The sequence below is a fragment of the Streptomyces sp. PsTaAH-137 genome (assembly GCF_003259365.1).
Lineage (GTDB): Bacteria > Actinomycetota > Actinomycetes > Streptomycetales > Streptomycetaceae > Streptomyces.
Genome location: NZ_QLLY01000009.1, coordinates 91,299 through 115,182 on the forward strand (window position 1 = coordinate 91,299; position 23,884 = coordinate 115,182).

The following is a 23,884-nucleotide window of genomic DNA, read 5'->3' on the forward strand; positions in this document are numbered from 1 at the left end:
CCTGCGCCCGCGCGGGGACCGCACGCGGCGACCGCTCTCCCCGCCGCCGCGCGCGCAGTCAGACCTGATCCACTCGCATCCACCTCATCGGAGAAGCACGCAATGACGCACGCCCCCGCAACCGAGGGCACGGACACCGGCCCCGACCCGGCGGCCGAGAACACGGTGAAGCCCGCCAACTTCGGGCTGATCTTCGCCGCGCTGATGCTGACCATGCTGCTCGGCGCGCTCGACCAGACCATCGTCTCGACGGCGCTGCCGACCATCGTCGGCGAACTCAACGGCATCGAGCACATGGCGTGGATCACCACCGCCTACATCCTCGCCGCCACCATCGGCATGCCGGTCTACGGCAAGCTCGGCGACCTCATGGGCCGCAAGAACATCTTCCTGGCCGGCATAGCCCTGTTCCTGGTGGGCTCGGTGGTCTGCGGACTCGCCCAGAACATGGGCACGCTGATCGCGGGCCGCGCCCTCCAGGGACTCGGCGGCGGTGGCCTCATGATCACCTCGCAGGCGATCATCGCCGACCTGGTGCCGCCGCGTGAGCGCGCCAAGTACATGGCGCCCATGGGCGCCGTCTTCGGCCTGTCGTCCGTCGTCGGACCGCTGCTCGGCGGCTGGTTCACCGACGCGCACTCCTGGCGGTGGGCGTTCTGGGTCAACCTCCCGCTCGGCGTGCTCGCCCTCTTCGTCGCCGCCGTCGCGATCAAGCTGCCGCGCAAGGCCGTCGACGTCACGTTGGACTACCTCGGCACCGCGCTGATGGCCGCCGCCGTCACCTGCACCGTCCTGTTCGCGAGCTGGGGCGGCACGCAGTACGAGTGGAGCGACCCGCTGGTCATCGGGCTCGGCATCGGCGCGGTCGTCGCCTGGGTGCTGTTCTTCGTCGCGGAGCGGCGCGCGCAGGAGCCGGTCATCCCGCTGCACCTGTTCCGCTCGCCGATCTTCAACGTCGCCACCCTGCTCGGCATGATCGTGATCGGCCTCGGCATGTTCGCGATCGTCGGCTACATGCCCACGTATCTCCAGATGGTCTACGGCAAGACGGCGACCGAGTCCGGTCTGCTGCTCATCCCGATGGTCGTCGGCATCATGGCGACCGCCCTGCCGTCCGGCGCGATCATGTCCAAGACCGGCCGCTACAAGATCTATCCGATCGCCGGCACCGTCATCATCATGGTCGTGGCCTACCTGATGTCGACGCTCGACGTCTCCGACCCGGTCTGGGTCGTCTGCGTCTACGTCGGTCTCGCGGGCGCCGGCGTCGGCCTGATGATGCAGACGCTGGTCCTCGCCGTGCAGAACGACTTCCCGGCCGCGGAGGTCGGCACCGCCACCTCCGCGAACAACTTCTTCCGGGAGATCGGCGCGACCCTCGGCGTCGCCGTCGTCGGCGCGGTGTTCGCCAGCCGCCTCACCGACAAGCTCGCCGCGAGCATCCCGGCCGAGGCCGCGTCCAAGATCGGCGACAGCGACTCGCTCACGCCTGCCCTGGTCCGGTCGCTCCCGACGGAGCTGCGCGACACCGTCGTCAACGCCTACCAGGAATCGCTCGTCCCGATCTTCCTGTACCTGCTGCCCGTCTTCGGCGTCGGTCTGGTGCTCGCCTTCGTCCTGAAGGAGAAGCCGCTGGCCGACACCGCCGACTGGCACGCCGAGAACGCCGGTCCCGAGGCGCCGGCGGACAAGGAACCGCAGCCGGTCGGCTGACCCGCGCCCGCCCGATGTGCCCCTCACCGCCCGGCGGTGAGGGGCACACGCGCGTCAGTCAGCGATAGCCAGACCCCGTCGCGCATCAGGTCCCGTCCGTCGAGCTCGTTCACCTCGCGCCACGCCCGGACGTGCAGGGGCCGGACACGGAAGTACGGGTACGGCGCCGACAGGGTGCGCGGATCGAAGCCCGTCTTCGCGGCGAACGCGTCGCCCAGCGCGGGCGTCAGCTCGTCGGCGGTGAGGGCCTCGGCCTCGCCCTCGATGTGCACGACGTCCCGGGTCTCCCCGAGCCCCAGGTGTACCTTCCCGGTCGCCAGGAGGTTGCGGGCCACCGGGTTGGACGCCCGGGTCGAGAGGATCAGCGCGCCGTCGTGCCACAGGAACGACAGCGGCATCATGTACGGCGTCCCCGACCCCGGGTCGGCCGTCGCGACCCACACGTCGACGTCCCGCTCCAGCCGGGCCAGGGTGTCCAGCTTGCGTTGCTTCGCCGAACGGGCGGGCGCGGCCTCGGTCATGGGGTCTCCCTCGACAGTGATGGGCTCACGGCGGGCGCCGCGTAGCAGCGTACGGTGACGGACACGGTCGGCGACCAGCGCTGTCGGCCCGTGCCCAGGAACGTCCAGCCGAGCCGCTCGTACAGGGCGATCGCGGCCGTGTCGGTGGTGACGACGTCGAGGACGGTGCGGGCTCCCCGGACATGCGCCTCGTCCGCGGCCCGCGCGAGCAGTCGGGCTCCGACCCGCAGGCCGCGCGCGGCGGGGTCGACGAAGAGCCGGCTGACGACGGCCGCCGGTCCGTGCCGGAGCAGCGAGGGCGCGACATCGTCCGCGGTGGGCCGGACCAGCGCGACGTGGCCGACGATCCGCCCCGACCGCTCCGCGACCCAGGCCCGGCCGCCGGCGCCGTGACCGAGCCAGGACGCGGGATCGTCCGGCCAGACAGTGGGATAGCCGTCCGCGAGGTGCACCGCGTGCAGCACCGCGACACATGCGGCGAGGTCGTCCTCACCACGCTCTCGTACCAAGGTTGCGCCGTTCACGCCGTCGTCATGCACCGTGTCATCAGACCACGCCCGAGGGCGCTGCCGCACCGATCGGGGCCCTGAGCGGGACGCGGCGGGAGAGCGCTCTCCCGTGGATGCCGTGGATCCTGCGTAAAACCTTCGACCCGATTCAACGACGAGCGGGCACCTCTGACCTGCGCAGGCAACTCCGTTTTTCCGGAGGCGTGTTGGCTCACCGTTTAACGAGATGTTCACCGAGTCTTGACGGGCTCGCGTCACGGCCGGAACACTGCGAGAGGTGGGAGAGCGCTCTCCAACGCTTCTCCGAACCCCCCATCCCCCCAACAACCCTGCATCGCAGGAGGCATCCATGGCCCGAAGAGCACGAGCCCTCTCGGTGGCCCTGATATCCGGCGCGCTGGTCCTCACCTCCCTCGGGGTGGGCGCAGTGGCGGCCGTCAGCGCGGACACGGACGCCGTCGCGGCCGCCGCCCCCGCCGCGCACACGGGCCACGTGATGGCCGCGTCGACCAAGGCGTCCGGCGACGACGCGGACGGCGACGGCTACATCCCGGCGAACCCGCCGGTCACCGGCGTCCAGCCGTCCGACAAGGAGCCGCCGCACGCCTACTTCCACGAGTTCCAGGCCCACTGCACGGTCACCCACACCAAGCCCGACGACCCGATCATCTACCCCGGCCAGCCGGGCAAGTCCCACGACCACACCTTCATGGGCAACACGACGACCGACGCGAACAGCACCACCGCCTCGCTCGACAGCGGTTCGACCTCGTGCCTCGCCCCGGGCGACAAGTCCGGGTACTGGATGCCCACCATGCTCAACGGGGACAAGCCGGTGCTCCCGGTCGGCGAGCAGACCATCTACTACAAGGCCGGTGTCACCGACTACACGAGCGTGCGGCCGTTCCCCAAGGGGCTGCGGTTCGTGGTCGGCAGCCCGATGCAGACGGCGCAGGAGTTCCGCAACCACCCGGGGTTCGTCGAGGGTTGGGAGTGCGGGAACAGCTACTTCAACGTGGACTTCCCCAAGGAGTGCCCCACCACCCCCGACACCCAGGTCAACATCCGCTTCCAGGCGCCGAGTTGCTGGGACGGGAAGTACCTGGACACGCCGGACCACAAGAGCCACATGTCCTACCCGGTGGTGAAGCCCGGCACCAACAACAACGTCTGCCCGGCCGACCACCCGGTCGCGCTGCCCATGATCGAGTTCAAGATGGCCTTCCCGGTCAACGGGGACCTGTCGCAGCTCAGGCTGGCCAGCGGGCCCAGCTACTCCTTCCACTACGACTTCTTCAACGCCTGGGACGACCGGACGCTGAAGGCGATGGTCGACCACTGCGTCGTCGGCGGTCTGCAGTGCGACCCGCGCGGCTACGACCAGAGCCACCCGGAGAAGGGCGCCGTGCTCGACACGCACTACCAACTGCCGTGATCCGAGAGGTGGCCGGTGCCTTCCGGAGCCGGTCACCTCCGCCCCGCCCGCCCCCACGCACCCCCACCCCGAACCCCCTCCGGAGAAACCCATGCCCCGACCGCACTCCACCGGCCGGCGTCTCGCCGCCCCCGTCACCGCCGGTGTCCTCGCCGCCTGCGCCCTGATGCTGCCCGGCCAGCAGGCCCACGCCGCCGGCAGCGTCGTCAAGGTGACCGGCTCACAGGGCCACTGGCAACTGACCGTCGACGGATCCCCGTACCAGGTGAAGGGCCTCACCTGGGGCCCCGCCGTCGCGGACGCCGGGAAGTACATGCCCGACCTCAAGTCGATGGGCGTCAACACGATCCGCACCTGGGGCACCGACGCCTCCAGCAAGCCGCTGTTCGACACCGCGGCAGCGAACGGCATCAAGGTGATCGCCGGGTTCTGGCTCCAGCCCGGCGGCGGTCCCGGCAGCGGCGGCTGCGTCAACTACCTGACCGACACCACGTACAAGAACAACATGCTCGCCGAGTTCCCCAAGTGGGTCGAGACCTACAAGGACAACCCCGGCGTCCTCATGTGGAACGTGGGCAACGAGTCGGTGCTCGGGCTCCAGAACTGCTACAGCGGCGACGAGCTGGAAAAGCAGCGCGACGCGTACACGACGTTCGTCAACGACGTGGCGAAGAAGATCCACGCCGTCGACCCGAACCACCCCGTCACCTCCACCGACGCCTGGGTCGGCGCCTGGCCCTACTACAAGAAGAACGCGCCCGACCTCGACCTGTACGCCGTCAACTCCTACAACGCCGTCTGCGACGTCAAGTCGGCCTGGGAGCAAGGCGGTTACACCAAGCCCTACATCGTGACCGAGACCGGACCGGCGGGGGAGTGGGAGGTGCCCGACGACACCAACGGCGTGCCCGCCGAGCCCACCGACCAGGCCAAGGCCGAGGGCTACACCAAGGCCTGGGGCTGCATCACCGGACACCAGGGCGTGGCGCTCGGCGCCACGATGTTCCACTACGGCACCGAGTATGACTTCGGCGGCATCTGGTTCAACCTGCTGCCCGCCGGACAGAAGCGGCTCTCGTACTACGCCGTGAAGAAGGCCTACGGCGCGAGCACGTCCGGCGACAACACGCCGCCCGTCTTCTCCTCGATGACCGTCGAAGGGGACGCCACCAAGGTGGCCGCGGGCCGCGACCTCACCCTTGCGACCAAGGTGACCGACCCGAACGGCGACCAGATCTCGTACGAGGTCCTCGCCAACAGCATGTACATCGACCAGAGCAAGGAACTGACCCCGCTCAAGGCCACCGACCTGGGATCCGGCCGGCTGAAGGTCACCGCGCCCGACAAGCCGGGCGTGTGGAAGATATACGTCAAAGCCACCGACGGCCACGGCAACGTCGGCGTCGAGACCCGGTCCGTGCGCGTGGTGCCGCCGCCCGTGAGCGGCACGAACATCGCGCAGGGCAAGGCGGCGACCGCCTCCTCGCAGCAGACGACCGACTACGGCGACTGCCCGTGCCTGGCGTCCGCCGCCGTCGACGGCAAGAACGACACCCGCTGGGCCAGCGACTGGAGCGACCCCCAGTGGCTCCAGGTCGACCTCGGCTCCCGGCAGTCCTTCCGGCACATCCAGCTCAACTGGGAGACCTCGTACGCGAAGGCGTACACGATCCAGACGTCCGACGACGGCCAGAACTGGCGGACCGTCCACGAGGTGACCGACGGCAACGGCGGTGTCGACGACTTCGACGCCTCCGGCAGCGGCCGCTACGTCCGCGTCAACGGCACCGCCCGAGGCACCGGATACGGCTACTCGCTCTACGAGTTCGGCGTCTACAACTGATCCGACGGGCCCCCGCCGGCCGTGGTGCGCGGCGGGGGCCCGGCACGTTCGACGGGGAGGGACCCGCATGGAGGACGACGAACTCAACCGACTCGTCGACAAGTTGACCCTCACGCAGAAGGTGGAGCTGCTGACCGGCGCCACCACCTGGCGCACCGCCGCGCAACCCGCGGTCGCCCTGCGCGAGATGGTGATGTCCGACGGACCCACCGGGGTGCGCGGCGAGTCCTGGGACGAGCGCCGCACCTCCGCGCTGCTCCCCTCGGCCACGGCGCTCGCCGCGACGTGGGACGAGGGCCTGGTCGAACGGCTCGGCGCGCTCCTCGCCCAGGAGGCCCGGACCAAGGGCGTGCACGTCGTCCTCGGCCCGACCCTCAACCTGCACCGCTCACCCCTGGCCGGCCGGCACTTCGAGTGCTTCTCCGAGGACCCGGAACTCACCGGCCGCACCGGAGCCGCCCTGATCCGCGGCATCCAGTCCGGCGGCATCGCCGCGACCGCCAAGCACTACGTCGCCAACGACTCCGAGACCGACCGGCTCACCGTCGACGTCCGCGTCCCCGAACGCGCCCTGCACGAGGTCTATCTGGCGCCCTTCGAAGCGGCCGTCGAAGCCGGTGCCTGGACGGTCATGTCCGGCTACAACGGCGTCGGCGGCGCGACGATGTCGCAGAGCCCGCTGCTCGCGGAACCGCTCAAGGGACGCTGGGGCTTCGACGGCGCCGTGGTGTCCGACTGGGGGGCGGTCCGGTCCACGATTCCCTCGGCGCTCGCCGCCCAGGACCTCGCCATGCCCGGCCCGGACAGCCCGTGGGGCGACGCCCTCCTGCACGCCGTGCGGGCCGGGGACGTGCCTGAGGAGGTGATCGACGACAAGGTCCGCCGCCTGCTGCGGCTCGCCGAACGGGTCGGCGCCCTCGGCGACCCGGCACCGCCACGCCCCTCACCGCACGGCCCGCGGCAGACCCGCGCCCTGCTGCGCCGGGCCGTCGCCGCGAGCACCGTGCTGCTCACGAACCACGACGTACTGCCGTGGTCCTCCGACACCGTGCGCACCGTCGCGGTGATCGGCGCCCACGCCGCGCGGCCCCGCCTCCAGGGCGGCGGGAGCGCGGGGGTCTTCCCCCGGCACTCCGTCACACCGCTCGACGGCATCCGTGCCGCGCTGCGCGGCACCGCCGAGGTCACCTACAGCCCGGGCCCCGCCCTCGTCGAGCAGCCCTGGCCGCTCGACGCGGAGCGGTGCGCCGACCCGCGCACCGGCGAGCCGGGGCTGCTGCTGCGCGTCCTCGACCGCGCGGGACACGAGCTGTACGCCGAACACCGGCTCTCCGGGCGGCTGTTGGAGCCCGCCTTGGTGCCCGGCGCGCACACCGTGGAACTGAGCGCGCTGCTGCGGCCCACCGTCGGCGGGGAATGGACCTTCGGCGTCGGCGGCTTCGGCCACCTCGAACTCGTCGTCGACGGGCAGCAATTGGTGGCGGGGGAGTACCCCAGGACCACCGACGACCCGGCCGTCGTGCATGTCGCACCGCCCTGCCGGCACGGCCGGATCCCTCTCCGGGCGGGCCGCGCGGTCGAGGTGGTGGCCCGCCGCAGCCTCGCCCCCGACACCGGGCGCGCCACCCTGCTGACCGCCGCCCCGCCGCCCCCGAACCCTGAGACGGCACTCGCCGAAGCGGTCGCGGCGGCCCGCGCCGCGGACGTCGCCGTCGTCGTGGTCGGCACCACCGAGGGCAGCGAGTCCGAGGGCCACGACCGCATCACGCTCGCCCTGCCCGGCGACCAGGACGCCCTGGTGTCCGCGGTCGCCGCCGCCCAGCCCCGCACCGTGGCCGTGGTGAACTCCGGCGGCCCGGTCGAACTGCCCTGGCGGGACGAGGTCGGTGCCCTGCTGCTCACCTGGTTCCCCGGGCAGGAGGCCGGTGCGGGACTCGCGGACGTCCTGTTCGGGCGGGCCGAACCGGGCGGCCGCCTCCCCACCACCTGGGCCGCCCGCCTCGCCGACGCCCCCGTCACCCGGACCCGCCCCGACGACGGCGTCCTCGACTACCGCGAGGGCCCGTACATCGGCCACCGCGGCTGGCTGCGCGCGGCCCGGGAACCCGCCTACTGGTTCGGCCACGGACTCGGCTACACCACCTGGGGCTACGACGGGATCGAAGCGCCCGCCCACCCCGGCCCCGACGGCTTCACGGTCCGCGTCACCGTGCGCAACACCGGCGCGAGGACGGGCCGCGAAGTGGTCCAGATCTACCTCTCCCGGCCGCACTCGGCGGTCGAGCGCCCGGAACGCTGGTTCGCCGGGTACGCGGCCGTGACCGCGCCCCCCGGAGCCCGCGTCGAAGCGGTGGTGCACGTGCCCGCGCGGGCCCTGCGGCACTGGTCGCCCGAAGCCGGCGACTGGCGCACCGAGCCCGGCGTCTACCGGGTGCACGCGGGCCGCTCCGCCGGGGAGCCGACCCTGACGACGGAGGTCGAGGTGACGCCCCTCCCGTGACTCCCGCAGAGGCCACCTCCGAGGCCCGCCACCTGCGCACCGACTCCGGGAGAGCGCTCCCCGAGACGTGGGCGCGGTGGATAAGGTGGGGCCATGAGCAAAAGCGTGCCCACCTTGGAGGACGTGGCACGGGAGGCCGGTGTCTCCCGGGCCACGGTCTCCCGGGTCATCAACGGCGTACGGAACGTGGATCCGGGCATCCAGGACCTGGTCCGCCAAGCCGTCCAGCGGACCGGGTACACCCCCAACCAGGCCGCCCGCTCACTGGTCACCCGCCGGGCGCAGACCATCGCGCTCGTGGTGTCCGGCGCCGGGGACGAACGCGACGGAGCGCAGGGCGACTTCACCGCGCGGGTCTTCGCCGACCCGTTCTTCGGGCGAGTTGTCACCGGGGTCGTCGGTTTCCTGCGGCCGCGCTCCATGCACCCCGTGCTCATGTTCGCCGACTCCGACGACGCGCGCCGCCAGGTCGTCGACTATCTGCGGCAGGGCAGCGCCGACGGTGCCCTGGTGGTCTCCACGCACGCCGAGGACCCGCTGCCCGCCCAGCTCGCCGCCGGGCGGCTGCCCGCGGTGTGCTTCGCCCGGCCCGCCGTCGCCGCGCCGATCAGCTACGTCGACCTCGCCCACCGCGACGGCGGCCTGCTGGCGGCGCGCCACCTGCTCGCCCGCGGCTGCCGCCGCCCCGCCACCGTCTCCGGGCCGCTGGACCTGCCCGCGGGACAGGAGCGGCTCGCCGGGTTCCGGGACGGCATGGAGCGCGGCGGCGTGCCGTACGTACCGATCGCGGAGGGCGGGTTTACCCTGGACAGCGGTGTCGCGGCCATGGAGCGGCTGCTGGACGAACACCCCGACATCGACGCCGTGTTCGCCGCCAACGACCTGATGGCGCAGGGCGTCTGCCAGGTGCTGGCCGACCGGGGCAGACGGGTGCCGCAGGACGTGGCGGTCGTCGGGTTCGACGACTCCAGCGCCGCCGTCGCCTGCCGACCGCCGCTGACCACCGTCCGGCAGCCGGTGGAGGCGATGGCCGCCGCCATGGCCGAACTGCTCCACGAGTTCGTCCTCGGCGAGCGCACGGAGCCCACGTCGCGGATCTTCGACCCGGAACTGGTGGTGCGCGAGTCGGCGTGACAGCCTGCCGCGCGCCGGATCAGTGCAGCGCGCGGCCCCGCAACGCCCCCTGCCAGGCCGGAGGTTCGGCCGCCCGCGGCGCCTCGGGCGGCCGGCCGCCGCGGGCGAAGAACGCCGCCAGCGGGAGCGTCGCCGCGCCCACGGTCACCGCGTCGGGGCCGAGCCTGCCGAGTTCCACGCTGACCCGGGACACGGGGTAGGAGAGCGCGTACGTCGGCAGGTGGCGGCGCACCGAGGCCAGGAACCGTTCGCCGAGCTGGAGTCCGGCCCAGCCGCCGACCAGGACGCGGTCCGGCTGGAAGAGGTTGACGAGGTCGGACAGGCCCGCGCCGAGGTACTCGGCCGTCTCCTCGATGATGGCCAGCGCCGTCGGCTCGGGCTCCCGGCCCGGCTCGCGCGGGTGGGCGGCGTCCATCATGGCGGCCAGCGCCGTCTCCTCGTCCGCGCCGAGCGGCGGCCGCCCGCCCGCCTCCCGCCACCGGTCAAGCAGCGCCTCGGCGCCCGCGTACGCCTCCAGGCAGCCCAGGGCGCCGCACCGGCAGCGACGCCCCCGGACCCGTACCGTCAGATGCCCCCATTCGACGGCCCGGGCCTGCGCCGTGTCGCCCGTCACCACGCAGGCGCCGACGCCGGAGCCGAAGAGCACCACCACCGCGTTCTGCGTGCCGCGTCCCGCGCCGAACCACATCTCCGCCTGGCCGAGCGTCCCGGCGCCGTTGGCGATGAAGTAGTCCACCGAGGGCGGGAGTTGACAGACCCGGCGCAGGACCGACTCCAGCGGCACCGCGTCCCAGCCGACCGTCGGACCGTGCACGACGGCGCCCTCCGGGGTGTGCGCGACGATGCCGGGCACGCCGATGCCGACGCCGAGCAGCGGGCCGGGATGTCCCCGGCCCGCGTCGAGCACCTCGTGCACCGCCGAAGCGACCAGTTCGGCCACCCCCTCGACGGGATGCCCCTTCAGGTCCAACGGCCGCTCCGCGCGTGCCAGTTCGGTGAGCGACAGATCGAGCAGCTCGACCCTGATCCGGGTCTCGCCCACGTCCACGCCGATCAGCCGCCCGCAGCCGGGCACGATGCGCAGCAGGGTGCGGGGCCTGCCGCCCTCGGACTCGACGCTGCCGGCCTCCTCGACCAGGCCGTCCGCGGCGAGCTCGGCCACCACATTGCTGATGGAACCTGAACTCAGCCCGATCGCGGGGCCCAGCTCGTTCCGGCTCATCGGGCCGTTGAAATACAACTGTTGCAATAGGGCGGTCCGGTTCTCCCTTCGCAGGTCGTGCACTGTCCGTCCACCGCGCCGCCCGGCCATGTGTCTCCTTCAGGCTCTGTCCGACTCGAAGTTGTTAGCTCCGACCCCCTTGACGGTACCTTCTCGTGCGGTTTAACTCACGTCCTAAATTAAGTCGTAAGGGTGTTCAAGAGTTGAAGCGGGCGGTCGGTTCGCCGATGTTGGCCGCGCCCGCCGTGCTCTGTCCGTCGAGCCCTCTTGAGCCATCCCCCGTCGACTTCCTCCGGAAAGGGACACCTGGAGCATGAGCAGAATCCGAGCCACCGCCATCGGTGCCGTCACCGTGTCGCTCGCCCTCGCCGCGACCGCCTGTGGTGGCGGCTCTTCCTCGGGAGGCGGTTCCAACGACTCCCCGAAGACCCTCACGTACTGGGCGTCGAACCAGGGTGCGAGCATCCAGGTCGACAAGAAGGTCCTCCAGCCGGAGCTCGACAAGTTCGAGAAGCAGACCGGGATCAAGGTCAAGCTCGAGGTCGTCCCGTGGTCGGACCTGCTCAACCGGATCATGGCCGCGACCACCTCGGGGCAGGGCCCCGACGTGCTGAACATCGGCAACACCTGGAGCGCCTCGCTGCAGGCGACCGGGGCCCTGCTGCCCTGGGACGCCAAGCAGTTCGACAAGATCGGCGGCAAGGACCGGTTCGTCGACTCGGCGCTCGGCTCGGCGGGCCCCGAGGGCAAGGACCCTGCCGCTGTCCCGCTGTACTCGATGTCGTACGCGCTCTACTACAACAAGAAGATGTTCAAGGACGCCGGGATATCCAAGCCCCCGACGACCTGGGACGAGGTCGTCGCCGACGGCAAGAAGATCTCCAAGAACGGCAAGTGGGGCCTGGGCGCCGAGGGCTCGAACCTGTCCAACAACATCCACCAGATCTTCGTGATGGCGAAGCAGCGCGGCGCCGACTGGTTCACCGCCGACGGCAAGCCGGACTTCACCTCCGACGGCGCCGTCGCGGCGGTCAAGCAGTACGTCGACCTGATGGCCAAGGACAAGATCATCGCGCCCGGCAACGCCGAGTACGCGCAGAACCAGTCCCTGAGCGACTTCTCCAAGGGCAAGACCGCGATGGTCCTGTGGCAGGCCGCCGCCTCCACGTTCAAGTCGCAGGGCATGTCCGAGGACGACTACGGCGTGGTCCCCGCGCCCGTCCCGTCCGGCACCCCCGGCACCGGCAACCAGGTCAACTCGATGGTCGCCGGCATCAACATCGCCGTCTTCAAGAACACCAAGAACCTCGAAGGCGCCTCGAAGTTCGTGAAGTTCATGACCAGCGACGCGGAGTCGAAGCTCCTGAACAAGACCTACGGCTCCATCCCGCCGGTCAAGGCCGCGCAGGAGGACCCCGCGTTCGAGACCTCCACCACCGGCGTCCTCAAGGACACCCTGGCCAAGAGCGCGGCGCCGCTGCCGCAGGTCGCCGAGGAGTCCCAGTTCGAGACGGCGGTCGGCACGGCCGTCAAGGAGCTGTTCGCCGACGCGGCCAACGGCAAGGCGGTCACCACGGAGTCGGTGAAGGCGGCGCTGACCAAGGCGCAGCAGTCGATGCCGAACAAGTAGCACGGAGAACCCGATGACTGTGTCCACGACCGCCCCTTCCCCCGCGTCTGCGGGGGAGGGGCGGGCCGTCGGCAAGAACTCCCCCGGGGCGGCGCGCGGCAAGAGCCGCCGTCCCGGGCGGATCCGCCGGATCGGCCTGCCCTACCTGCTGCTTCTGCCCGCTCTCGTGCTCGAACTCCTCGTGCACCTCATCCCCATGGTCATGGGCGTGGTGATGAGCTTCAGGGAGCTGACCCAGTTCTTCATCAGGGACTGGACCTCGGCCCCCTGGGCCGGCCTCGACAACTTCAAGGTCGCCGTCGACTTCGACGCGCCGGTCGGCCAGGCGCTGCTCCACTCCTTCTTCGTCACCTGCCTGTTCACCGTGCTGTCGGTCGGCCTGTGCTGGGCCATCGGCACCGCCGCGGCCGTCTTCATGCAGGAGACGTTCAAGGGCCGCGGCATCCTGCGCGCCCTGTTCCTGATCCCGTACGCGCTGCCCGTCTACGCCGCCGTGATCACCTGGGTCTTCATGTTCCAGCACGACAACGGGCTGATCAACCACGTCCTGCACGACCAGCTCGGCGTCACCGACAAGCCGTCCTTCTGGCTGATCGGCGACAACAGCTTCTACGCCCTGCTCACCGTGTCGGTGTGGAAGGGCTGGCCGTTCGCCTTCCTCATCGTGATGGCCGGCCTCCAGAACATCCCCAAGGAGATGTACGAGGCGGCGGCGCTCGACGGCGCCGGCCTGTGGCAGCAACTGCGCCGCATCACGCTGCCCTCGCTGCGCCCGGTCAACCAGGTCCTCGTCCTCGTCCTGTTCCTGTGGACGTTCAACGACTTCAACACGCCCTACGTGATGTTCGGCAAGGCGGCGCCCGAGGCGGCCGACATCATCTCCGTGCACATCTACCAGTCCTCGTTCGTCACCTGGAACTTCGGCAGCGGATCCGCCATGTCCGTGCTGCTCCTGCTGTTCCTGCTCGTCGTGACGGGCGTCTACCTGGCGCTCACCTCGCGCGGAAGGAAGACTTCCGATGTCTGACACTGCCGTGGCCGAGACCGCGGACACACGGACGCGGCACCGCTCGCCGATGGCGTCGCCGCAGTCCTTCCTGTGGTCCCGCCGGATCTTCCTGACGCTGCTCACCGGCTTCGTGCTGCTGCCCGTGTTCGTCATGGTCTCCAGCTCGCTCAAGCCGCTCGAGGACGTCCAGGGCAAGTTCCGCTGGATCCCCAGCGGGCTGACGATCCGTCCGTACATCGACATCTGGTCGACGGTCCCGCTCGCCAAGTACTTCGTGAACTCGCTGATCGTGGCGGGCGCGGCGACCGTCTGCTCCGTGATCGTCGCGGTCTTCGCCGCGTACGCGGTCAGCCGCTACCGCTTCAAGGGCAAGCGCGTCTTCACGGTGACCGTGCTGTCGACGCAGATGTTCCCCGGCATCCTCTTCCTGCTGCCGCTGTTCCTCATCTACGTCAACATCGGCAACGCCACCGGGATCGCCCTGTTCGGCTCGCGCGGCGGACTGATCCTCACCTACATGACGTTCACGCTGCCGTTCGCGATCTGGATGCTCATCGGCTACTTCGAGTCGGTGCCGCGCGACCTGGACGAGGCCGCCATGGTCGATGGCTGCGGGCCGCTCGGCGCACTGTTCCGGATCATCGTGCCCGCCGCGATCCCCGGCATCGTCGCGGTCGCCGTCTACGCGTTCATGACCGCGTGGGGCGAGGTGCTGTTCGCCTCGGTCATGACCAACGACGACACCCGCACCCTCTCGGTGGGACTCGGCGCCTACGCCAACCTCAACGACGTGTACTGGAACCAGATCATGGCCGCCTCGCTCGTCGTCAGCGTGCCCGTCGTCGCCGGCTTCCTCCTGCTGCAGCGCTATCTCGTCACCGGTCTCACCGCCGGTGCGGTCAAGTGACCGGCCCCCTTACTGCAGACCGTACTTGTGAAAGGAACCTTGTGTCCGAGCCCCTAGACCTCGCCGCCTTCCCGAACGACTTCCTGTGGGGCACGGCCACCGCCGCGTACCAGATCGAAGGGGCGGTCGCCGAGGACGGCCGCGCGCCCTCGATCTGGGACACGTTCTCGCACACCCCCGGCAAGGTCGACAACGGCGACACCGGAGACGTGGCCTGCGACCACTACCACCGCTGGCGCGAGGACTTCGACCTGCTCAAGCGCCTGGGCGCGAACGCCTACCGGTTCTCCGTCGCCTGGCCGCGGATCGTCCCCGGCGGCGACGGCCCGGTCAACGCCAAGGGCCTCGACTTCTACGACCGGCTGACCGACGCGCTGCTCGCGGACGGCATCACGCCGATGGTCACCCTCTACCACTGGGACCTGCCGCAGGCATTGCAGGACCGCGGCGGCTGGCCCGCGCGGGAGACCGCCCTCGCCTTCGGGGAGTACGCGTCCGTGGTCGCGGAGCGGCTCGGTGACCGGGTGAAGCACTGGACGCCGCTCAACGAGCCGCTGTGCTCGGCGTGGATCGGCCACCTGGAGGGCCGGATGGCGCCCGGCCTCGCCGACCTGAACGCCGCCGTCCCGGCCTCCTACCACCTGCTGCTCGGCCACGGCCTGGCCACGCAGGCGATCCGCGCGGCCGTCCCCGACGCCGAGGTGGGCATCGTCCTCAACCTCGCCCAGGTGGAGCCCGCCACCGACCGGCCCGAGGACATCGCCGCCGCCCGCCGCATGGACGGCCACTCCAACCGCTGGTGGCTCGACCCGGTGCACGGCCGCGGCTTCCCCGAGGACATGCTCGAGGTCTACGGCGTCGAACTGCCCGAGCAGCCGGGCGACCTGGACACGATCGCCGCGCCGCTCGACTGGCTGGGCCTGAACTACTACTTCCCGTCCGCGATCGCCGACCACCCGGCGGGCCCCGCCCCGTACGCCGACGCCGTGCGCCGGCTCGGCGTGCCGCGCACCGGCATGGACTGGGAGGTCGACGCCGACGGCATCGAGAGCCTGCTGCTCCGCCTGACCAGCGAGTACGGCGCACAGAAGCTGTACATCACCGAGAACGGCTCCGCGTACCCGGACGTGGTACGCCCCGACGGCACGGTCGACGACCCCGAGCGCGAGCAGTACCTCGTCGACCACGTCGCGGCCTGCGCCCGCGCCGTGCGCAAGGGCGCCCCGCTCGCCGGGTACTTCGCCTGGTCGCTGCTGGACAACTTCGAGTGGGCCTACGGCTACGACAAGCGGTTCGGCCTGGTGCACGTCGACTACAACACGCAGGTGCGCACCATCAAGGGCAGCGGCCACCGCTACGCGGACATCGTGCGCCGCCACGGGGCGCGGGTGCGGCGCGCCGCCTGAGAACGCCGTCCCGGTGGGGCCGACCGGAAGCGGCCCCACCGGGACGGTCTCGCCTGTACGGGGGTCAGGCGAGGGAGAGGAACAGCTTCTCCAGCTCTTCCTCGGTCAGCGGGGGCTGTTCGCCCTCCGCCGCGTTCATGCAGTCCCGCATGCCCGACGCGATGATCTTGAAGCCGGCCCGGTCGAGGGCCCGGGACACGGCGGCCAGCTGGGTCACCACGTCCTTGCAGTCGCGGCCCGCCTCGATCATCGCGATGACACCGGCGAGCTGGCCCTGGGCGCGGCGCAGTCGCTTGAGGACGGCGTCCGTGGCCGCCGGGGTGACGCTCATGCGCGCAGCGCGGCGCGGGCCGCGTCCAGGGCGTCGGGCGCCGGACGGTTGACGGGCAGCTTGCCCAGCACGGCCGCCATGGCGCAGGAGTTGGTCACGGCCGAGTAGACGAGGCCGGAGGCGACACCCGCGGCCAGCAGTCGGGCCTTCGGCGCGCGGCGGCCGAGCGCGATCCCGGCCAGGACCAGCGCACCTGCCGTGAACCGGACCTGGCGGTCCATCGCCCATACCGCGCGGCCCTCGACGGCAGCCGTGTCGACGGGCAGTCCCTCGGCGGTCCACGCCTGGGTGCCGCCGCCGAGGCCGACCGCGTCCACGCCCGCCTCGGCCAGCTTGGCGCAGGCGGCGGCGGAGCGCTGCCCGGCGGCGCAGACCACGACGAGGCGGCGCCGCTCGGCGGCGGAGCGCAGGTCGGGCAGGAGCGCGTCGAGGTGGTCGGCCGGCACGTTCACCGCGCCGGGCACATGGCCGGAGGCGAACTCGCCGGGCGCCCGCACGTCGATGACGAGGGTGCTGTCGGCGGGGCGGGCGCGCAGCTCCGCCGGGGCGAGGGTGGTGCTCATGGGTTCTCCCTGAAGTGTGGGGGGATCGTGGGTGGGGGTACGGGTGGGGGTCAGGCGGCCTGGCCCGCGGACCAGGTGGCGTAGCCGCCGTCCAAGTTGGCCGCGTCGCGGCCCAGTCCGGCGAGCAGACGCAGTGCGGTGTGGCCGCGCAGACCGACCTGGCAGTGGACGAGGAGGTCACCGTCGGGCAGCTCGGCGGCCCGGTCGCGCAACTCGTCGAGCGGGATGTTGACCGCGCCCGGGATGGCGCCCCGGGCGTGCTCGGCCGCCGTCCGGACGTCGACGAGGGCGGCGCCGGCCGCCCGCGCCGCGTCCAGTTCGTGCCACTGGACGGTGCGGTCGGTACGGGTCACGAGGTTCTCGGCGATCATCCCCGCCATGTTGACCGGGTCCTTCGCCGAGCCGTACGGCGGGGCGTACGCCAGCTCCAGATCGGCCAGGTCGGGCGCGGTCAGGCCGCCCGCGATCGCGGTGGCGAGCACGTCGACCCGCTTGTCGACACCGTCCGCGCCGACCGCCTGCGCGCCGAGGATGCTCAGGTCGTCCGGGTCGAACAGGACCTTCAGCGCGATGGGGGAGGCGCCGGGGTAGTAACCCGCGTGCGATCCGGGGTGCAGGTGCAGCGCCTGGTACCGGCGGCCCGCGGCGCGCAGCCGCTTCTCGTTCCAGCCGGTGGCCGCCGCGGTGAGCCCGAAGACCTGGACGACAGCGGTGCCGGTGGCGGGCCGGGCCGACACCGGGCGTCCGGCGATCGCGTCGGCGACGAGCCGGCCGTGTCGGTTGGCCAGGTTCGCCAGCGGCACGAGCGTGCTCTCGCCGCTCAGCGCGTCCCGCTTCTCCGCCGCGTCGCCCACCGCGTAGACGGCGTCGTCGCTGGTGCGGCCGCGCTCGTCGACGGCGATGCCGCCGCGCGGGCCGATCGCGAGACCGGCGGCGCGGGCCAGGCCGACGTCGGGACGGACCCCGATCGCCATGAGGACGAGGTCGGCGGGGACGGTCCGGCCGTCGTCCAGGACGACCTCGTGGTCCCGGATCTCCTTCAGCTGCGTACCGAGCGCCAGGTCGACACCGCCCGCCCGCAGCTCGGCGGCGAGCGGCGCGGCCATCTCCGCGTCGAGCGGCGGCAGCACCTGCCCGGCCAGCTCCACCAGCGTCACGTCGAGACCGCGGTGGCGCAGGTTCTCCGCGGCCTCCACGCCGATGAACCCGGCGCCGACGACCACGGCCGAGCGCGCGCCCGCCGCCAGCTCGCCCGCGATCCGGTCGGTGTCCGAGACGTCCCGCAGGGTGAACGCCCGCTCCGCACCCGGCAGTTCCGGCACGAAGGGCCGGGCGCCCGGGCTGAGCACAAGCCGGTCGTACGCCTCGGTGTACTCCGTGCCGGCCGCGAGATCCCGCACCGTCACGGTCCGGCCCGCGGTGTCCACGGCGACGGCCTCGCTGCGCACCCGCACATCGATGCGGAACCGGGCACGCAGCGCCTCGGGGGTCTGGACGAGCAGCGCGTCGCGCTCCTCTATGACGCCGCCCAGGAAGTACGGCAGCCCGCAGTTCGCATAGCTGACATGGGCGCCGCGCTCCAGCACGACGATCTCCGCCTGCTCGTCCAGGCGGCGCAGACGCGTCGCCGCGGACATGCCGCCCGCCACGCCTCCGACGATCACGACCTTCACGGGAACCTCCGATTTCAGCTTCGACTTTATACCCCCGAGGGTATCAGCCATACCCTGGGGGGTATGAAACGGACGGGGTGAGAGTGATCACGTACCGCCGTGCGCGGAGCCGAGCGGAAAGTCGGACAGAAGGTGTCGGGATTCGCGGGGATGCTCGGGGTGTCCGGTCGGCGCGACCGGGTGGACCGACACGAAAGAGCAGGTCATGACGGACACAACAGATCCCGGCAGCACCTCGGACGACCGGCCGCTGCGCGGCAGGGTGGCCCTCGTCGCGGGTGCCACGCGCGGCGCGGGCCGCGGCATCGCCGTGGAACTCGGCGCGGCGGGCGCCACCGTCTACGTCACCGGACGCACCACCCGCGAGCGGCGCTCCGAGTACGACAGGCCCGAGACGATCGAGGACACCGCCGACCTGGTGAGCGCGGCGGGCGGCGTCGGCATCGCCGTCCCCACCGACCATCTGGAACCGGACCGGGTGCGCGCCCTCGTCGAGCGGGTCGACGCCGAACAGGGACGCCTCGACGTCCTCGTCAACGACATCTGGGGCGGCGAACACCTCTTCGCCTGGGACGCGCCCGTCTGGGAGCACGATCTCGACAAGGGGCTACGCCTGCACCGCCTCGCCGTCGAGACGCACGCCGTCACCAGCCACTTCGCGCTGCCGCTGCTGCTGCGCGCCCCCGGCGGCCTGGTCGTCGAGATGACCGACGGCACCGCCGACTACAACGCGGCGCACTACCGCAACTCCTTCTTCTACGACCTCGCCAAGAGCGCCGTGCTGCGCATGGCGTTCTCCCTCGGCCACGAACTCGGCCCGCGCGGCGCCACCGCCGTCGCCCTGACACCCGGCTGGATGCGCTCGGAGATCATGCTCGACGCGTTCAAGGTCACCGAGGAGACCTGGCGCGACGCGCTCGCCACCGAGCCGCACTTCGCGATCTCGGAGACGCCGCGCTACACCGGACGCGCCGTCGCCGCGCTCGCCGCCGACCCGGAGGTGGCCCGGTTCAACGGGACCTCCCAGTCCAGCGGCGGCCTCGCCAGGACCTACGGGTTCACCGACCTCGACGGCAGCAGGCCGGACGCCTGGCGCTACCTCGTGGAGGTGCAGGACACCGGCAGGCCCGCGGACGTCACCGGATACCGCTGAGCCCTGGTGGCCGTTCGAGCTCTACCGGTCGTCCGGGTCGTCGATGCGCGCGGGCCAGATCCCGCTGCCGCCGCCGCGCCACTCCACGACGTCCGGATCGTCGAGCGGCGCGTCGTCGAGACCGGCCCGGCGCAGGAACGCCACCACGTCCGTCACCGACCGGGCGAGGCCCGAGTCCTCGCCCCGAATGTAGACCCGGCGCCCGCCGGGCTGGGCCGCGTGCACCACGACCGAGGGATAACCGTTGCGTCCTGCGTCATCGATCATGGACTCAGCTTCCTCGCACCGATGCCCGGCCGCACCTCGCGGAGGTGGACGGGCAGGACGGTGAATCGGACGGCGTGCGCGATACGCGACGGCGCCGACGGGGCACATCCGCGCTCCGGCTCCGCCCCGTGGCAGGATCCGGTCGTCCCGCTTTCCGCGTCGCCGTGGGCAGCGCGGAAAGCGGGACGACCGGAGCATGGTGGAGGGCGCCCCCGTGACCGGGGACACCCTGCGCTGTCCGCACCCCGTGGCCGAAACGGCCGAAAACAGCCCGTAGTCGGACCAGTTGGGTTTGCGTGAGCGGTCGGCCGCGCACCAGGATTCCGGTTACGGTGCTCTGGTGGTGATCAACACGCAAGGCGACAACGAGGCACGATCCGCGGGCCCGGGGACGGCGCTGCTGCTCGCGGCGGCCCCCGTCGGCAAGGGATGCCTCATCGACGCGGCGGCCGTCCTGCCCGCACTCGCCGCGGTCCCGCCGAGCGCGCTCACCGGCACCGCGGCGGCCACCGTCGTCGAACTCGCCGACCCGCTCGACCCGCAGACCGTCCTCACCCGGATACGGACCGCCGCCGCGCTGCCCGGACAGCTGCACGTGTACGTCACCGGCCAGCTCCACCTCGACCACCGCCAGCACCTTCTCCACCTGGCCCTGGCCCGCACCACCCCGTCGACGCTGCGCTACACGGCGCTGCCCTGGCACTGGCTCACCGGTGAACTGGCCCTGCGGCCCCCGCACACCACCACCGTCGTCCTCGACCTGGTCGCCGACGCCGACGCCTGGCCGCACGTGCGCGGCGGCGGTGTCGGTCTCGGCCACGGCGTCCGCGTCTTCGGCCGTGTCAGCCCGCCGCCGTCCCGCCGCACGGTCCTGACCCCCGACTACCTCAGGACGTACGCCGACATCTGGCGCACCGGCGCCCGCCCGCACCTCGCGCGGCTCCACGAGGCCGCGGCCGACCGCTCGGGCCCGGCGGAGGCGCTGTTCGTGGCGATGGACACGCCGGTGCGGGCGTTCCCGACGGCGCAGTCGGGCCCCGCCACCGCTCCGGCGCCGCGCAGCGTCGTACGGGGGACGGCTCCCGTGGCGTCGGCGGCCCCTGTCGTGGTGCCGCAGCACCCGGCCCCGATGCCGGTGCCCGTCCCCGCGCCGCCCCTGCCGGCTTTCGCCCCCACGGCCACCGTGCCCGTCGCGGTACCCGTGCCCCCCGCCCGCGTCACCGCGCCCCCGGCGGAACCCGTCCCCGCCGAGGACCCCCACCCCGCCCTGCTCGCCGCCGCTCGGGCGGGCCGGCACGCCGAGGCCGCCGCCCTCGCGGCGCGCTGGGAGGAAGAGGCGCTGCGGGTCCACGGGCCCGGGTCCGCGCAGGCCGTGCACTGGCTGGAGGTGCGGGCGGACCTCGCACGCCTCGCGCACGATCCCGGCCGCAGTTGCGCCTTGTGGTCCGAAGTGGCGCAAGGGCGGCTGGCCCGTGGGGAGGCGCCCACCGACGAGGACGTGGAGGCGGCCGTCGACCGTGCCCACCACCAGTGGGAGCAGCTCGGGGACCCGCACCGGGCCCACGCCCTCGCCGTCGTCCTCACCGCGCTGCGCCAGCAGGTGCCGGGCCGCCGCCCGGGCGCCCTGGAGGCGATCCACCGGCGTCTGGAGGCGCTGGGCACCCCGTCACCGCTCGGCTAGGACGCCGGGCTCACGCGGGAGCCGTCAGCACGTGCGCCGCACGTAGCCCTTGGTCCCCGCCGGTCGCACATCCACGTCGCGCAGTACGAGCGACAGCCGCTTGCCGTAGGTGCGGCAGGCCCGCGCGAAGTCGGCGGGCCGGTACTCGACGGCGAAGACCCGGTCGTCGTACGCCTTCGCGTACGCACCGCACTCGTCGTAGCTCCCGCACTCCTCGGACACGGCGAAGTCGAAGCCGACGGCGGACCGCTTCGGAAGGAGTTCGGCGGTGTTCTTCTGGCCGACCGCGAGACCGGCCGCGTGCGCCCGGTCCGCGAGGAGCCGTGCGAAGGCGACCGCGTCCGAGGCGTCGAGCAGACCGTCCGAGCGCGAGTAGGAGTCCAGGTTGTCCAGCTCGACGGCCTGGAAGCCGTCGTCGGCGCAGCCCTCGATCCAGCCGCCGACGGTCTTCGCCAGCCGCGCCCGTTTGGCCGCCGTCGAGAGGTCGAACAGGGCCTCGTCCCAGTCCTCGTCGATGACCACGTCGCCGTCGTCGTCCCGCAGCAGGAGATCGGGGTCGTCGCGCTCCCACCGGCGCAGCGCGTCCGGCTGCGCCTGGAACGCGTTGACGTAGCAGACGTTGTACAGCCCCTTCACCGGGTCCGCGCTCCGGTCGCGGGAGACGGCCTGCACCCCGGACGGCGGCTTGTAGGGCCCGCCGATCTGGTAGTCGAAGCCGACGTGCGGTGTCGGCAGGACCACGTCCGGGGTGTCGGAGCCGGAACCGGACGGCGAGGACGTCGACGAGCAGGCGGTCAGCAGGAGTACGGCGGCGAGGACGAGCCCGACGGCTGAGGGGCGGGCGGAACGACGCGAGGGCGGGACGAAGATCACCACAGAACCTTAAGGGCCACGGCGCCGTGACCCACCTCACGCGCCCCTCGGGGACGGCCGGGAACAACAAGGCCCCCTTGCCCGTTGAACCCACCGTGGACGCGGATGGGACAGTGTCCCCGGGCCCTACCGATAGCCCGCAGGGAAGATCGTTCGGCTGAAGCCCTGCGGAGCCCCCCGCCGAGAGGCGACCGCCATCCGTGCCCACACAGAGCCGCCCCGGCCGTGATCCCCCGTCGCGGTCGGGGCTTCCTGCTGTGCGGGGCCGCACAGCGGTTCTTGATCGATCCATGTCCCATCCTGGCGTCTGCGACTACAGTTCGGGGGCATGGCGCGTGATCAGGACACTCGGCACCGGCTCGTCACCACGTTCCAGCGCAGCGTCGTCAACCCGCTGACCAGACGGCTGCCGGGACAGATGCTCATCGAGACGACCGGCCGGGTCTCGGGGGAGCCCCGCCGCACCCCCGTCGGCGGACGGCGGATCGGCGACACCTTCTGGCTCGTCTCGGAGTTCGGGCTCGCGTCGCAGTACGTGCGGAACATCCGGGCCAGCCCCGACGTCCGGGTCAGGATCCGCGGCCGCTGGTACCACGGGGTGGCCCACCTGCTGCCCGAGGACGACGCCCGGGCCCGGCTCAGGACGCTGCCGTTCTTCAACAGCGCGGCGGTCCGCGCCTTCGGCGACCAACTCCTCACGATCCGGGTCGACTTGGCCTGACGGCGAGTCGGCCCGGCCGGGCGTGGACACGTCAGCGTTCTTCGGACGGGGCCCGGCCCTGGCATGATCGGGGCATGGCAGAACGTGTGATCGCCGCGTGTGACGGCGCGTCCAAAGGAAACCCCGGTCCGGCCGCCTGGGCCTGGGTGGTCGCCGACGGCGACGAGAAGGTCGTCCAGTGGGAGGCCGGTGCGCTGGGCACCGCGACGAACAACGTCGCGGAACTCACGGCCCTGGAGCGGCTGCTGACCACGGTCGCGGCCGATGTCGCGCTGGAGGTCCGGATGGACTCCCAGTACGCGATGAAGGCCGTCACGACCTGGCTGCCCGGCTGGAAGCGCAAGGGCTGGAAGACCGCGTCCGGCAAGCCGGTCGCCAACCAGGAACTGGTCGCCCGCATCGACGCCCTCCTGGAGGGCCGCTCGGTCGAGTTCAAGTACGTCCCCGCCCACCAGGTCGACGGCGACCCGCTCAACGACTTCGCGGACCGCGCCGCCAGCCAGGCCGCCGTCGCGCAGCAGGACGCGGGCAGCGCGCTCGGTTCCCCGGAGCCGCCGCCCTCCTCGCCGTCGTCGGCCGCCCCGGCCCGCGCCAAGACGCCCCGGCGCAAGACCGCGGGCGGGAGCGGTTCCTCCTCGCGCACCCTCAAGGCCAAGTTCCCCGGCCGCTGCCGGTGCGGACGCTCGTACGCCGCCGGTGAGGACATCGCCAAGAACCCCGACGGCTGGGGTCACCCGGAGTGCCGCGAGTCGGTGTGACGGCACGGGCGAGGGGCGCCGGCCCCTCGCCCGCA

21 protein-coding genes are annotated in these 23,884 nt (G+C 72.1%); 13 read left to right on the forward strand and 8 right to left on the reverse strand.

Annotated elements, in window-relative coordinates:
* Positions 1–102 precede the first annotated feature (102 nt).
* Positions 103–1,713, forward strand: a complete 1,611-nt coding sequence (locus K377_RS20860; protein WP_111664957.1) for an MDR family MFS transporter — start codon at positions 103–105, stop codon at positions 1,711–1,713.
* A gap of 23 nt (positions 1,714–1,736) precedes the next feature.
* On the opposite strand, the gene K377_RS20865 is transcribed toward K377_RS20860, so the two are convergent.
* Positions 1,737–2,234: a pyridoxamine 5'-phosphate oxidase family protein gene (locus K377_RS20865; protein WP_111664958.1), complete on the reverse strand. Its 498-nt coding sequence runs from the start codon at positions 2,232–2,234 to the stop codon at positions 1,737–1,739.
* Positions 2,231–2,758: a GNAT family N-acetyltransferase gene (locus tag K377_RS42335; protein WP_258395090.1), complete on the reverse strand. Its 528-nt coding sequence runs from the start codon at positions 2,756–2,758 to the stop codon at positions 2,231–2,233. The genes K377_RS20865 and K377_RS42335 overlap by 4 nt, the downstream gene beginning before the upstream one ends.
* A 334-nt stretch (positions 2,759–3,092) precedes the next feature.
* Between K377_RS42335 and K377_RS20875 the strand changes: the two genes are divergently transcribed.
* From K377_RS20875 to K377_RS20890, 4 genes are all read left to right on the forward strand, one after another.
* The gene (locus K377_RS20875) at positions 3,093–4,178 is read left to right on the forward strand and encodes a DUF1996 domain-containing protein (RefSeq protein ID WP_111664960.1); all 1,086 of its coding nucleotides are present in this window, start codon (positions 3,093–3,095) and stop codon (positions 4,176–4,178) included.
* 91 nt (positions 4,179–4,269) lie between these two features.
* Positions 4,270–6,021 (forward strand): discoidin domain-containing protein, encoded by a 1,752-nt coding sequence (locus tag K377_RS20880; RefSeq protein ID WP_111664961.1) that lies wholly within the window; start codon positions 4,270–4,272, stop codon positions 6,019–6,021.
* Between the two features lie 67 nt (positions 6,022–6,088).
* Positions 6,089–8,521 (forward strand): glycoside hydrolase family 3 C-terminal domain-containing protein, encoded by a 2,433-nt coding sequence (locus tag K377_RS20885; RefSeq protein WP_111664962.1) that lies wholly within the window; start codon positions 6,089–6,091, stop codon positions 8,519–8,521.
* A 93-nt stretch (positions 8,522–8,614) separates the two neighbouring features.
* Positions 8,615–9,655, forward strand: coding sequence for a LacI family DNA-binding transcriptional regulator (locus K377_RS20890; protein WP_111664963.1), 1,041 nt, complete (start codon positions 8,615–8,617; stop codon positions 9,653–9,655).
* Between the two features lie 19 nt (positions 9,656–9,674).
* On the opposite strand, the gene K377_RS20895 is transcribed toward K377_RS20890, so the two are convergent.
* Positions 9,675–10,967 carry an ROK family transcriptional regulator gene (locus K377_RS20895; protein ID WP_111664964.1) on the reverse strand — a complete coding sequence of 431 codons (1,293 nt, stop codon included), beginning with the start codon at positions 10,965–10,967 and terminating at the stop codon, positions 9,675–9,677.
* Between the two features lie 223 nt (positions 10,968–11,190).
* Between K377_RS20895 and K377_RS20900 the strand changes: the two genes are divergently transcribed.
* The 4 genes from K377_RS20900 to K377_RS20915 are packed head-to-tail and all read left to right on the forward strand — an operon-like array spanning position 11,191 to position 15,829.
* Complete coding sequence (locus K377_RS20900) at positions 11,191–12,507, forward strand: sugar ABC transporter substrate-binding protein (RefSeq protein WP_111664965.1); 1,317 nt, start codon at positions 11,191–11,193, stop codon at positions 12,505–12,507.
* Between the two features lie 13 nt (positions 12,508–12,520).
* Positions 12,521–13,534, forward strand: a complete 1,014-nt coding sequence (locus K377_RS20905; protein ID WP_111664966.1) for a carbohydrate ABC transporter permease — start codon at positions 12,521–12,523, stop codon at positions 13,532–13,534.
* Positions 13,527–14,423: a carbohydrate ABC transporter permease gene (locus K377_RS20910; protein ID WP_111664967.1), complete on the forward strand. Its 897-nt coding sequence runs from the start codon at positions 13,527–13,529 to the stop codon at positions 14,421–14,423. The genes K377_RS20905 and K377_RS20910 overlap by 8 nt, the downstream gene beginning before the upstream one ends.
* A 41-nt stretch (positions 14,424–14,464) precedes the next feature.
* Complete coding sequence (locus K377_RS20915) at positions 14,465–15,829, forward strand: GH1 family beta-glucosidase (protein WP_111664968.1); 1,365 nt, start codon at positions 14,465–14,467, stop codon at positions 15,827–15,829.
* 64 nt (positions 15,830–15,893) lie between these two features.
* Here K377_RS20915 and K377_RS20920 read toward each other — a convergent pair whose 3' ends face one another.
* Genes K377_RS20920 through K377_RS20930 form a run of 3 tightly spaced genes read right to left on the reverse strand, consistent with a single transcriptional unit; the run spans position 15,894 to position 18,447 of the window.
* Complete coding sequence (locus K377_RS20920; protein WP_111664969.1) at positions 15,894–16,160, reverse strand: metal-sensitive transcriptional regulator; 267 nt, start codon at positions 16,158–16,160, stop codon at positions 15,894–15,896.
* The gene (locus tag K377_RS20925) at positions 16,157–16,723 is read right to left on the reverse strand and encodes a rhodanese-like domain-containing protein (RefSeq protein WP_111664970.1); all 567 of its coding nucleotides are present in this window, start codon (positions 16,721–16,723) and stop codon (positions 16,157–16,159) included. The genes K377_RS20920 and K377_RS20925 overlap by 4 nt, the downstream gene beginning before the upstream one ends.
* 50 nt (positions 16,724–16,773) lie before the next feature.
* Complete coding sequence (locus K377_RS20930) at positions 16,774–18,447, reverse strand: FAD-dependent oxidoreductase (protein WP_202454707.1); 1,674 nt, start codon at positions 18,445–18,447, stop codon at positions 16,774–16,776.
* A gap of 154 nt (positions 18,448–18,601) precedes the next feature.
* Here K377_RS20930 and K377_RS20935 point away from each other — a divergent pair, with 154 nt between their 5' ends.
* Entirely contained in the window at positions 18,602–19,549 is a 948-nt protein-coding gene (locus K377_RS20935; RefSeq protein WP_111664972.1) for an SDR family oxidoreductase, read from the forward strand.
* A gap of 21 nt (positions 19,550–19,570) precedes the next feature.
* Here the strand turns inward: K377_RS20935 and K377_RS20940 are convergent, their stop codons facing one another.
* Positions 19,571–19,816 (reverse strand): hypothetical protein, encoded by a 246-nt coding sequence (locus tag K377_RS20940; protein WP_111664973.1) that lies wholly within the window; start codon positions 19,814–19,816, stop codon positions 19,571–19,573.
* 340 nt (positions 19,817–20,156) lie between these two features.
* On the opposite strand from K377_RS20940, the gene K377_RS20945 reads away from it, so the two are divergent.
* On the forward strand, positions 20,157–21,497 hold the full coding sequence (locus K377_RS20945; protein WP_111664974.1) for a hypothetical protein: 1,341 nt from the start codon (positions 20,157–20,159) through the stop codon (positions 21,495–21,497).
* Positions 21,498–21,521: 24 nt separating this feature from the next.
* On the opposite strand, the gene K377_RS20950 is transcribed toward K377_RS20945, so the two are convergent.
* Entirely contained in the window at positions 21,522–22,370 is an 849-nt protein-coding gene (locus K377_RS20950; RefSeq protein WP_111665207.1) for an endo alpha-1,4 polygalactosaminidase, read from the reverse strand.
* Between the two features lie 328 nt (positions 22,371–22,698).
* On the opposite strand from K377_RS20950, the gene K377_RS20955 reads away from it, so the two are divergent.
* Positions 22,699–23,091 (forward strand): nitroreductase/quinone reductase family protein, encoded by a 393-nt coding sequence (locus K377_RS20955; RefSeq protein WP_111664975.1) that lies wholly within the window; start codon positions 22,699–22,701, stop codon positions 23,089–23,091.
* Between the two features lie 74 nt (positions 23,092–23,165).
* Positions 23,166–23,849, forward strand: a complete 684-nt coding sequence (locus K377_RS20960) for a ribonuclease H (RefSeq protein ID WP_111664976.1) — start codon at positions 23,166–23,168, stop codon at positions 23,847–23,849.
* Positions 23,850–23,884 lie beyond the last annotated feature (35 nt).